11 protein-coding genes are annotated in these 12,056 nt (G+C 48.1%); 10 read left to right on the forward strand and 1 reads right to left on the reverse strand.

The genetic code is table 11. The annotated features are described in order from the left end of the window. Positions 1-123 precede the first annotated feature (123 nt). The 8 genes from rph to ABXS70_RS02870 all read left to right on the forward strand — a co-directional run bounded on the left by rph (position 124) and on the right by ABXS70_RS02870 (position 9,062). Positions 124-879 (forward strand): ribonuclease PH, encoded by a 756-nt coding sequence (rph, locus tag ABXS70_RS02835; protein WP_366293716.1) that lies wholly within the window; start codon positions 124-126, stop codon positions 877-879. A gap of 1 nt (position 880) precedes the next feature. Then, positions 881-1,504 (forward strand): XTP/dITP diphosphatase, encoded by a 624-nt coding sequence (locus ABXS70_RS02840; RefSeq protein ID WP_342552557.1) that lies wholly within the window; start codon positions 881-883, stop codon positions 1,502-1,504. 370 nt (positions 1,505-1,874) lie between these two features. Next, complete coding sequence (locus ABXS70_RS02845; protein ID WP_342552556.1) at positions 1,875-2,717, forward strand: STM4015 family protein; 843 nt, start codon at positions 1,875-1,877, stop codon at positions 2,715-2,717. Between the two features lie 21 nt (positions 2,718-2,738). After that, positions 2,739-3,992, forward strand: coding sequence for an STM4014 family protein (locus tag ABXS70_RS02850; RefSeq protein ID WP_366293720.1), 1,254 nt, complete (start codon positions 2,739-2,741; stop codon positions 3,990-3,992). Next, on the forward strand, positions 3,985-4,770 hold the full coding sequence (locus tag ABXS70_RS02855) for an STM4013/SEN3800 family hydrolase (RefSeq protein WP_366293723.1): 786 nt from the start codon (positions 3,985-3,987) through the stop codon (positions 4,768-4,770). The genes ABXS70_RS02850 and ABXS70_RS02855 overlap by 8 nt, the downstream gene beginning before the upstream one ends. 11 nt (positions 4,771-4,781) lie before the next feature. Further along, positions 4,782-6,167, forward strand: a complete 1,386-nt coding sequence (locus ABXS70_RS02860) for an STM4012 family radical SAM protein (protein WP_366293726.1) — start codon at positions 4,782-4,784, stop codon at positions 6,165-6,167. Beyond that, positions 6,164-7,027 carry an STM4011 family radical SAM protein gene (locus ABXS70_RS02865; RefSeq protein ID WP_342552552.1) on the forward strand — a complete coding sequence of 288 codons (864 nt, stop codon included), beginning with the start codon at positions 6,164-6,166 and terminating at the stop codon, positions 7,025-7,027. Before ABXS70_RS02860 ends, ABXS70_RS02865 begins: the two co-directional genes overlap by 4 nt. 337 nt (positions 7,028-7,364) lie before the next feature. Then, positions 7,365-9,062 (forward strand): methyl-accepting chemotaxis protein, encoded by a 1,698-nt coding sequence (locus ABXS70_RS02870; protein ID WP_366293729.1) that lies wholly within the window; start codon positions 7,365-7,367, stop codon positions 9,060-9,062. A 186-nt stretch (positions 9,063-9,248) separates the two neighbouring features. Here the strand turns inward: ABXS70_RS02870 and asnB are convergent, their stop codons facing one another. Further along, positions 9,249-11,093 (reverse strand): asparagine synthase (glutamine-hydrolyzing), encoded by a 1,845-nt coding sequence (gene asnB, locus ABXS70_RS02875; RefSeq protein ID WP_342552550.1) that lies wholly within the window; start codon positions 11,091-11,093, stop codon positions 9,249-9,251. Between the two features lie 194 nt (positions 11,094-11,287). Here asnB and ABXS70_RS02880 point away from each other — a divergent pair, with 194 nt between their 5' ends. Both ABXS70_RS02880 and ABXS70_RS02885 read left to right on the forward strand, forming a co-directional pair. Continuing rightward, positions 11,288-11,587, forward strand: a complete 300-nt coding sequence (locus tag ABXS70_RS02880) for a hypothetical protein (protein WP_342552549.1) — start codon at positions 11,288-11,290, stop codon at positions 11,585-11,587. Positions 11,588-11,611: 24 nt separating this feature from the next. Continuing rightward, on the forward strand, positions 11,612-11,968 hold the full coding sequence (locus tag ABXS70_RS02885; protein WP_366293732.1) for a hypothetical protein: 357 nt from the start codon (positions 11,612-11,614) through the stop codon (positions 11,966-11,968). Positions 11,969-12,056 lie beyond the last annotated feature (88 nt).

Below are 12,056 nucleotides of genomic sequence, written 5' to 3' on the forward strand. Positions count from 1 at the left end.
TAAGAGGGCTCAAGGGTGCTTTTAACTGAACTCTTTGGTAAAATATAAAGGATGGCTGCAGGAGGCTGCAGAAGAGAACAAGTTCAACATTACAGGATGCTTAAGTCGTAGGAGGCAGAAAATATGAGATCTAACGGACGAACCAGCGAACAGCTGCGCCCGATGAATTTAACAATTAACACGAATAAATACGCCGAGGGCTCTGTATTGATTGAAGTCGGTGATACAAAGGTAATTTGTACAGCAACAGTGGAGGAACGCGTTCCTCCTTTTATGAAAGGACAAGGCAAAGGCTGGGTTACAGCGGAATACTCTATGCTTCCTCGTGCCACGCATACCCGGAATCAGCGGGAGGCCAATCGTGGTAAATTAACTGGACGTACCATGGAGATTCAGCGTTTAATCGGGCGCGCTCTTCGTTCGGTTGTGAACTTGCAGGCGCTCGGTGAGCGCACCATTACATTGGACTGTGATGTCATTCAGGCAGATGGAGGCACACGTACAACGTCCATTACGGGTTCATTTGTCGCACTGGCGCTGGCTGTGAACAAAATCGCGCAGCAGCATAAGCTGCAGGTATTCCCGATTACAGACTTCCTCGCTTCCGTAAGTGTAGGTGTTGTGGGCGAACAGCCGGTGCTGGATCTGAACTATGACGAGGATTCCAAGGCCAAGGTGGATATGAACCTGGTCATGACGGGCAGTGGTAAGTACGTAGAGCTTCAGGGAACGGGTGAGGAAGCACCGTTTGATCGTCGTGAATTGAACGCGATGCTGGAACTTGGCGAACAGGGCATTTTGGAAATGATCGAGCGGCAAAAAGAAGTACTTGGTCCGATTGCGCTCAAAATTGGCGCACGCGGATTGGGAGAAGCGTAACATGAGCCTGGACAGCCCGGTTATCATTGTTGCTACCCGTAATGCAGGGAAAGTGCGCGAATTTGCGCATGCTTTCGCTCCGCTGGGTAAAGAGGTCAAAAGCATGTTTGATTATCCGGAGCTGCCGGATGTTGTGGAAGACGGTGTTACCTTTGCCGAGAACGCATGGAAAAAAGCCAAAGCCGTCGGTGACGCGCTTGGGCTGCCCGTTCTGGCAGACGACTCTGGGCTTTGTGTGGATCTGCTGAACGGGGAACCGGGTGTTTACTCCGCAAGATATGCCGGGGAAGATGCATCTGATGCACAGAATAATACCAAGCTGCTGGATGCTCTCGCCGCGCTGAAATCCGGTGAGGATTCCCAGCAGCCGCTGCTGAGTCCGGCACAATTTGTCTGCGCACTGGTGCTGTACGATCCGGTCACTGGGGATAAGTATGAAGCCGAAGGTATGGCTGAAGGCTGGATTACAGCTGATGCGGCAGGCGAAGGCGGCTTCGGATATGATCCACTGTTCTATGTACCGGAATACGAGAAAACGATGGCTGAACTTACACTGGAACAAAAACAGTCGATCAGTCATCGGGGACATGCGCTGCGGGCGCTTGTTTCCCGCTTGAAAGCATAAAAGGCGAAGGTCTGCTCCGGAGTAGACATTTCATCATCAAGTGAGAAAAGTAAGCTGAGGAGTTAAAGCGCAGGCGCTAATGGAAATACAGCGGTCATTCCAGTGGAATAATCCGCATTTCCATTAGCGTCTTTTTTTTATACATTATAGGCTCCGAATGTGCCGTACTTCGTTATACCTAAATACCGTGACTAATTAGGAGTAGAAGTGATGGGAACGTGCGTTCTTTTTCCTATACGTAAAGAGATGTGATTTGCACGATTGAGAAGGACATTGGGACTGGGGTTGGAAGAAGTTGCAAGTCAGGCCGGGTATCGGTTAACATTCAAATGAGTGAAAGACGATTAACCTTATACGGGAGGGATTTGGCGTGCAGGAAGTGAAGCTGGTTGTATCTTACGATGACTATGAAGAGGGTATTCGAATGGAGACACTCCTTCGGGATTTGGCAGCGAAACCGGAAGCGGCAGCGCTGGAAAGCCTGATCATTGGTGATTGGGGACAAGCTTATGAAAATTCTCCGCAGGAATTCAAGGATACCTTGATTGAGCTTGCACCAAGTTTCCCGGCTTTGAAACAATTATTTATCGGAGATATGGAGTCCGAAGAATGCGAAGTTTCCTGGATTATTCAAACGAATCTTGCACCAATTCTGCAAGCTTTTCCGAATTTGACCTCGTTTGTGATTAAAGGCAGCAGCGGACTTGAACTGGAGCCTCTCCGGCACAGCAAGCTGGAAGAATTAATCATTATTTGCGGTGGTCTGCCGAAGAATGTCTTGTCCGACATTGCCACGGCAGAGCTGCCTGAATTGCGCAAGCTTGAACTGTATCTAGGGGTTGTAGATTACGGATTCGATGGTTCTTTGGAGGATGTGCAGCCTTTGCTTGAAAAAGGACGTTTCCCTAAACTGGAGTACCTCGGTTTGAAGAACAGTGAAATTCAGGACGAGATTGCAAAGGCTGCTGCAGAGGCGCCGATTCTCGAGCAGCTTCAAGTGCTCGATTTCTCGGAAGGAACCTTGTCGGATGAAGGGGCAGAAGCACTGCTTGCCAGTGATAAAATTAAACAGTTGAAGCACCTGAATCTAAGCTATCATTACATGACGGATGAAATGATGCTGCGCTGGAATCAATCCGGCATGTCGGTAGATGTGAGTGACCAGCAGGAAAGTGATGAAGAGGACTGGCGTTTCCCGATGCTGACAGAATAGCCGATGTGGGATGAGAAACCTTTGTTATTAATCGGTAACCTGGACAATCGAAGAACAGCAGGACTGCAGGAAGCTCGAAAACAAGCGGGAATGAGTCCTGCCCATATGCTGTCATATGGGCAGCTTCTCCATACTTGGAGAGAGGGAGGAAGTCTCGCCGAACTTGTGCAGGCAAACTCTCCAGCGCCGCTCATTCGACTGGATGCCCCAGGCGAAGATTGGGATGTGGAACGCGGACTGCTGCAGCTTGGAGCTTTAGACTTTAAGGAATCGGGCGATACCATGCACGACTTGAAGAGATCAGCGCGCCGCGTACGAAGTGATCTGTCATCGTCGTCGCAAAAGATAGGTCAGGAGACTTTCTCAGCTGAAGCTTCTCTTAGGTTAGAGCAGCAGTGGGGAAGAATCTACGCGCCTGCCCAATGGTTCCGGGGCTGGAAGACTTTTCTTAACCGGGCTGCGCAAGAAGCACGCGAGGTGTGGCCTGATGTCCAATTTTGGAATGACCCGGCCGAGATTGGCCTGATGTTTGATAAAAGAGAATGTCAGCTGCACTTGGCACAGCATGGTATTCCGGTTCCACCGTTACTGCCCTCTTCACAGCCTATCAATTGCTGGGAAATATTGCGTGAGGCAATGAACGTTTCGCAGATGCACCGGGTCTTTGTCAAGCTGGCCTGCGGCTCGGGTGCATCGGGGGTTGTGGCCTATCAGATAAATCCGCGGACAGGTGAGGAGATTGCGGTTACAACGGTAGGCATGGAAATCTTTCAGGGCCAAACTGTTTTTTATAATGAGGGTAAACTGCAGAGGTATACCCGTCATAATGAGATTCGCATCCTGATGGACTGGCTCTGTGCTGAAGGAGCACAGATCGAGCGATGGATGCCCAAAGCTGCTCTGAATCAGCGCGTTTATGATGTTCGTCAACTCGTTGCGGCAGGACAGGCCGGTCATGCCGTTATGCGTCTTAGCCGCACACCGATCACTAATCTCCATCTGCGGAATGAGCGAATGCTGCCGGCCGAGGCTGGCTTGGACGAACTGCATATGTCCATGATTCAGAAAGCAGCTCAGGATACAATGATGACCTTTCCCGATTCATGGTCGGCAGGCATTGATGTCCTGCTTACCAACGGAATGAATCCCCGTACGTATGTGCTGGATGTGAATCCGTTCGGTGACCTGTTATACCGAGTCAAGCATCAAGGTATGAGTCCCTATGAATGGGAGATGAAGCTTTTGCGAAAGGAGGAGCCTGTTAAACATGCCTGATATGAACACCATTGTAGGCTCCCACAATATTCTAATGATTACTTTAGATACGCTGCGTTACGACGCTGCCAAGCTGGAGGAAGAGCACTGCCCTAATCTGTGCGGCTCAGGCCCTTGGGAGAAGCGGCATACTCCCGGGAGTTTTACATATGCTGCGCATCATGCTTTTTTTGGTGGTTTTATGCCTACGCCTGCGAATACAGAAAAGGCATCTCATATCCGATTGTTCCATTCCCGGAATACCGGGCTCAAGACTCACCCTCACACCTGGTTGTTTGATACACCGGATATCGTTTCCGGTTTAGCCGCAGAGGGATATCGCACCATCTGTATCGGCGGTGTTATTTTTTTTACGAAAAAGAACCCCCTTGCGAAAGTGCTGCCAGGTTATTTCCAGCAGAGTTATTGGCGAATGAATTTTGGGGTCACCAATGCTAGGTCCACCGAAAATCAGGTGAACCATGCATTAAAGCTGCTCAAACAGACGGCACCTGATGAGAAGCTGTTTCTGTTTATGAATGTGTCTGCGATTCACGGCCCCAACCGATACTTCGTTGATGGAGCCCGGGAGGACTCGGTAGAGACGCAGCGTGCTGCACTGCGATATGTGGACAAGGCGTTAGGAACGTTGTTTGAAGCCATGAGAGAGCGAGAGCGGCCGACGTTCTGCCTTGCTTTTTCCGATCATGGTACAGCTTACGGTGAGGATGGGTACCACGGGCACCGGCTGGCGCATGATGTCGTTTGGACCGTGCCGTATCGTGAATTTATTTTGTAAGGAGGAAGCCGATGAGTGAGTATTCAGAGCGAACTGCAGCAGGCGCCGAACAGTCTGGCTCCGAGCCAGCAGCAGCTCTTCGTGAAGTGTTGACCTTCCCTTATCGTTCTTATCTGTATTCTTATCCGCATAAGACCGCATATCGTGAGCTGAATCCGCCGGTTCCACTGCAATCTTTGTGGGAAAAGGAAGACACGGAGACCTATTTTTTATATATGCATATTCCTTTCTGCGCCGCTCGCTGCGGGTTTTGTAACTTGTTCACACTGCCGGATAAAAGGCAGGATAGTCACGAACAGTACGTGGATGCACTTGAGCGGCAGGCGAGGCAGTGGGCACCAGTGACCTCACGCAGACCCTATTCCAGGTTTGCCATTGGCGGGGGAACACCAACATTGCTGCAGGAGAAGCAGCTCAGCCGCTTATTCGACATTGCTGAAGGCACTATGGGACTGGACCCGTCACAGGCTTCAATTTCGGTAGAAACTTCTCCTGATACGGTAACGGATGGCAAATTGAGCATTTTGAAGGAACGCCGCGTAGACCGGGTGAGCATGGGAATACAAAGTTTTATCGAAGCGGAAGCAGCTGCAATCTATCGTCCGCAGAAACCACAGGAGGTAGAACGTGCGCTGGAGAAGCTGGTCCGTCATGATTTTCCGCTGCTGAATCTGGACTTGATCTATGGCCTGCCTGGCCAGACGATTGAGACTTGGACGTATTCACTTGAGCGCGTGCTGGCATACGATCCGGGTGAAGTGTTTATCTACCCGCTGTACACACGAGAGAATACGATTGTAAAGCCAGAAGATATTCAGCGTCAGGGACCAGACATTCGAATGGAGCTTTACAAAGCGGCGCGTGAGCTGTTAAAAAGCAAAGGGTATACGCAGTACTCGATGCGCCGGTTTGCGAAAGAGCAGTCTTCTGTCAAAACGCTTCTTCCTTACAGCTGTCAGGAAGAAGGGATGGTTGGTCTCGGATGTGGTGCACGCTCCTATACGAACAGGGTTCATTATGCTTCCAAATATGGTGTGACCTATAAGGCGACACAGAGCATTATTGCCGATTATGTTAACGCTGAACGTTATGATGAGGCAGATTACGGTATTGTGTTAAGCCGTGAAGAACAGAGACGCAGATTTATCTTAAAAGCGCTGCTGCATCGTGAGGGATTGATGTTGTCCCTTTATCAGGAAAGGTTTGGAACAGATGTACTGTCTGATTATCCTTGGCTGAGCGAATTACTGGAAGAGGATATGGCCTGCTTCGATATGGAGGGAGATGAGCAGGTGCTGCGTTTGACGGAGGACGGTCTTGGATATTCGGATGCGATCGGAGACTGGCTCATTTCTGCTGATATCCGTGAGCAGATGGAAAGGTTTGTTTTCTCATGAGAGCGACCTTGTATTATCGAGGGAAGTTGTCGTCTTGTAACTATGACTGTCCTTACTGTCCTTTTAGCAAAACGGTAGATTCCAAAGAAACGTTAAACGTGGATGAACAGCAGCTCCGCCAGTTTGTAACCTGGGTTAGAGAACAGGAGAGTCAGGGGCACCGTTTCTCTATATTCTTCAATCCCTATGGAGAAGCCTTGGTTCGGCGCTGGTATCGGGAAGCAATGGTTGAATTGTCACATATGGGGCACGTGGATAAGGTAGCGATTCAAACCAATCTATCTGTCAAGCTCGATTGGGCACGTGAGCTGCATGTGCGCAAAGCGGCCTTCTGGGCCACATATCACCCTCGTGAGACGAAAGAGGCGTCTTTTGTCAATCAATGCAGGACTTTGACAGAGATGGGGCTGTCTTTTAGTGTGGGTACTGTTGGACTGCGGAGTGCGTTTCCGGCGATAGAATCCATGAGGCAGGCACTGCCTGATGATGTGTATATGTGGATCAATGCGTTCAAGGATCGGTCCCAATACTACACTCCGGATGAGATTGAGTTTCTCAAAGGAATTGATCCGCTGTTCGAGGGGAATTTACAGGACTATGACAGTTTGGGCAAGCGCTGTGCCGCAGGTTCAGATGTGTTTTATGTTCAAGGCTCGGGACACGTAAAAAGGTGTTACAAGGACCGTCGAATCATTGGTCATCTCTATCGTGATGGCCTGCAGGCTTTGTCTGCAGAACGGCCATGCGGTATGAAAAAGTGCGGCTGTTACATCGGTTATATTCATATGCAGGATTCCCCGTTCAGAGAAACATTCGGTACAGGATTATTGGAGCGGAATCCAGCATTTATTCATCAATAAAAACATCTTTCAGCAGCAGCTTGTGTCAAATCGGAGAACGGTTTGGATACAGGCTTTACTGAAAGATGTTTTTTTTGTAATGAAAGGATAGTAAGTGATCTCCTGTAAATGGGTCTTGACTTTTTTATTGAAAATTTTAAATATTGATGATTCAACTTTGGTTTGTTTTGGGTTAGTATCAATTAGGAATAAAGACCTGTTTTTGAGATAGTGAATATGAATATTATATTAACATATATCATTGTATGGGTCTTTTGACTTAATAGGAGGAGGAGGTTATTACGCAATTAAATAATAAAATTGTTTTACTTCTATTGAAATTTAGGAGGAATTCGACGTGAAAAAGATATCCATTAGTCAAAAACTGCTTATTGGTTTCTCATCCGTTCTATTATTGTTGGTAACGGTTACGGTTATTTCATACTTCCAATTTGTAAATCTGGAGAAGACATACACGAATTTAATCAATGATCGAACAAGCAAACTGCTGAAAATCAAAAATATGACGATTGATCTTAAATCACAACAAATTGCCTTGAGGAACTACATTATGCAGGCAAACAAGGAGAATGAAGATGCTTTTACCAAGGCTTACGAAGATTACATAAATTTGAGTGAAGATTTGAAATCGACGGTTACCAGTTCCGCTATGAAACAATATCTGGTCAGCTCTGATGAGATGATGAAGCAGTACTATGATTTTTCAAAAAATGTAATGTCACTCACAACACAAGGAAATGTAGGAGAAATTTCTCGCTTAATGGAAAGTACAGCCCCTCAGCTTATTGCCGAATTTGAAGGGATTGTAGAATCCATGGAAAAACATCAGCAAAAGGCAATGGATGAAGGATCGGCTGCGGCGAATCTTCAAACAGCCAAAGTACTTCGTTGGATCAGCATTATTGGCACCGTATCTATTCTCGTTGGTTTAGCAATCGCCATCATTATTGGCCGTCTCATCTCTAAACCGGTTCAATCTGTGGCTCAGGCAGCTGGACGAATTGCTGAAGGGGACTTGACGGGAGAGCCTATCAAGGTACGCAGCCGAGATGAGATTGGAGAGATGGCAGAGGCATTTAACGTTATGTCTGTCAATCTGCGGACGTTGATTCATCAGGTGGGGGATGGTGCCGAACGCGTTGCAGCCTCTTCGGAAGAATTGACGGCGAGTACAGAACAGACGGTTATTGCGAATGAGCAAGTAGCAACTACGATGGGCGAGATTGCAGAGGGAATGGATGCGCAGGTTCGTATGGTTAGCGAAGGATTCCAGACTATGAATGAACTGGCAGCCGGTTTCAGGCGGGTGGTTGAAAATACAACCGTTGTTTCCGAGCAGGCTTCAGAAGCTTCTGCCCAGACAATATCCGGTAGTGAATCGATCCGCTCCGCAGTTGGACAGATGAATTCAATTCAAAACACCGTTGCCAGTCTTGCCGGAGTCATTGAAGAGCTTGGCAAACACTCGTCAGATATCGTGAAGATGGTGGATACCATCTCTGAAATAGCTGCTCAAACGAATCTGTTATCCCTGAATGCAGCCATTGAAGCCGCTAGAGCTGGGGAACATGGAAGGGGGTTCCAGGTTGTCGCGACGGAAGTACGGAAACTGTCTGAGCAGTCTGCACAGTCTGCAGGAGAGATCGTGAAACTGGTTACCTCCATTGAAGCGGGCATGAGTAATGCCGCCAACTCCATGAGCGCTGTATCTTCCGAAGTGCAGGCAGGGATTCAACTGGTGAACCAGGCAGGAGATACATTTGATGAGATTCGGAATGCGGTTAGTAGTGTAGCGGGGCAGACACAAGAGGTTTCTGCTTCGATTGAACAGATGAATGCCGGTGTAGAGCAGATTAATGCGTCTATGAAGTCGATCATGGAGGTCACGGAGAATGCGGCTGCTGGAACAGAGGAAGTAAGTGCGACGACAGAAGAACAGCTCTCTGCAATGCAGGAAATTGCATCGGCCGCCCATGATTTGTCATCCATGGCCGAGGTGCTGCAGCAGTCCGCAGCCCGTTTTAAAGTTTCCTAGCGCAAAGATTTGAAGAGAAATAACATGTTTGTGTTGTAAGTTTATGTGAGAAAAGTGAGAATAAACAAAGAATTAAAGAGAAAGAACAACCGTAATAAAACATAAGCAAAACTGCCCTTATACCAACTGGATGGTATAGGGGCAGTTCTCGTTCCAAAAGATAAATTTAACAAAAGATGGCGTCCATTATCGAATAGCAACATGATACGTCTTGAGCCAGCTGTTGATTTGAGTTAAATAAGCGAACAGCTGCGGTCCTGACATTAATTGTCCGAACCAGGGCAGATTCGATGAGGCATCGGGTGAAGATGCAAGATTCCGAATCTGCACTTTGTCGATTAACGGTAGAATTGGTGATGTTGGATCATCCAGAATTTCAAGTACCTGCTGCTTAACGGCTGCCAGGTATTGAGGGTTATGTGTTTTGGGATAAGGGCTTTTTTTACGATATAACACATCGTCAGGCAGAACGCCTTCAAGTGCTTTTCGTAAAATGCCTTTCTCACGTCCTCCGGTAATTTTCATTTCCCAGGGAATGTTAAAGACATATTGGATCAGCCTATGATCACAGTAAGGAACACGGACTTCCAGGCCGGCACCCATGCTCATTCGGTCTTTGCGATCCAGCAGCGTAGGCATAAAACGTGTAATGTTTAAGTAAGACATAACACGCATCTGAGCTGTTTTCCCTGTTTCACCATCCAGTAACGGAACCTCGGCTACCGCATCGGAGTATCTGTCGGCCAGATAGTCAAGCGGTCTAATCCACTCGCGGATATCCGGAGATAGCAGCCCTGCCCGCATATCAGGCGCCACTGACCAAGGGAAAGTGCCTGAATTCAGCATTTCATCGCGGTGAAACCAGGGATAGCCGCCAAATACCTCATCTGCAGCTTCGCCAGATATGGCGACAGTCGCTCCCTTTTTGATCTCTTTGCAGAACAGATATAAAGACGAGTCGACATCGGCCATTCCCGGCAGATCTCTTACAAGCATAGCCTGAGTTAATGCGTGTACAAGCTCTCCATTTTCAATCTCGATCCAGTGGTGATCGGTTTGGAGCTCATCCACCATTCGCTGAATCCATGGACCGTCTGCACCGGGCTGAAAAGAATGGGCCTGAAAATGTTTGGCGTTGTCTACATAATCTACCGAATACGTACTGACTTGCCCCTGCCCCGTCCGGTTGTAATAATCAACAGCCAAAGCAGATAAGGCACTGGAGTCAAGGCCCCCGGATAAAAGGGAGCATACAGGAACATCGGAAGCTAATTGGCGTTCCAGTGTATCCTGTAACAGACGGCGGACTTCAGCTGCTGTTTCTTCCAGGTTATGTTCGTGTTTGACAGATTCCAGCTTCCAATAGGCATAGGTTTTCATTCCGCTGCGGCTGTAAATCATCGCATGAGCAGGCTTCAATTCATGAAGTGAGGAATAGACCCCATGCCCCGGTGTTCGCGCAGGCCCTACAATAAAAACCTCCGCCAGTCCTTCAGGACCTACGGCAGCTTCTACATCGGGGTGAAGAAGCAGCGCTTTGGGCTCAGAACCAAAAACAAGGGCATCCTTAGCATTACTGTAGAACAAAGGTTTGACCCCAAGGCGGTCACGGGCTATAAAGACCTGTTCCCGTCCTCCATCCCATATAGCAAAAGCGAATATACCATTAAATTTCTCAACACATGCTGGCCCCCATTCGATATACGAAGCCAGGAGGACTTCTGTATCACACTGGGTGCGGAAATGATGCCCCCGCTGAAGCAGTTCTTTTTTTAACTCGGGTGCATTGTATAGTTCTCCGTTATACACAACAGTATAGGAGTAGTCTCCTTGTAATGCATGCATTGGCTGTGCCCCGTTCTCCGGGTCCATTACACTGAGGCGGCGATGCCCAAAAGCACAAGGGTTGGAAATCCATGTACCTGAAGCGTCGGGCCCACGGTTCGATAAGCTATCCGTCATCCGGACGAGCAGCTCCGATTCCTGTGTCAAATCCCGATTCCACTGTACGAAGCCGGTTATACCGCACATGGTTTGTTCATCCTTTCTTGGTCGAGTCGTTCATCCGTATGCTGCCAAAAATCAAAAGAAGCTGGCAAATGTTGTCTTTTTCGTCAGAGGTCGTAACAAATATATGCCGAATGCAGGCATAAAATGTCTGTCCTTTTCGGAAACTACATCTAGGGATAACAGTCTTAAGCTGCCTGTGAAGGGGAGAACATGGAATGGACAGGATCAATTATTATGTGTCTGTCATGGGGCGCTCTGTCATACCGGATTCGTCTGTAACATCGTATGAATGGGTGATTCAGGCAACACCGCAGGAAGCCGAACATTTATTGGGATTGCTTTATCTTATGCAGGAAAAGGAAGAAGAAGCCTTTCCGGGAATGGTATTTCCCTGGCCGGATACGCCAGAACATGATGTGAATCGCGCTTATGAAGCGGTTCTGCAGCAGGTTTACCGGGAGATTTATCGATTGGGGACGCCGGAAACCAGGCACCAGATCGAACAAAGCACATGATGAGAATAAAGGAGAGCGATAACGATGTATGCAATTCAGGATGCCAAAATACGCAGATTAACCGAAGTGGATGGATTATCTTGTGCCGAAGTTGAGGTGCAGCCGGGAAATGCAGGCGATCCGTCATTACTTGTATATGTAGCAGCAGCGCAGCCGGGCAGCGAACTGCAGGTGGTGCGTATTGTGCGGAATCACTCGGATGGAGCGATTGACTGGTATAACAACAATATGCATACTGCTTTTGAAGATGCGACGGAAACGGCGTTTGAAAATAGTGAGGGTATTACGGCCGAGGAAGACAAGGCTCGGTTTCAAAGCAACCTGTTTGCCTTCGGTTTGCTTGGAACAACGCTGCAGCGGTATTTGATTGGTCAAGGATAAAGTCCTTTCTGCATAATTGATTTGCATATAGCGGCTGTGAAGCAGGTCGGCGAAAAAGAAATTAGAACGACCCGCCGTATAAATACGG

Origin of the sequence: Paenibacillus sp. AN1007 (assembly GCF_040702995.1) — a bacterium.
GTDB lineage: Bacteria > Bacillota > Bacilli > Paenibacillales > Paenibacillaceae > Paenibacillus.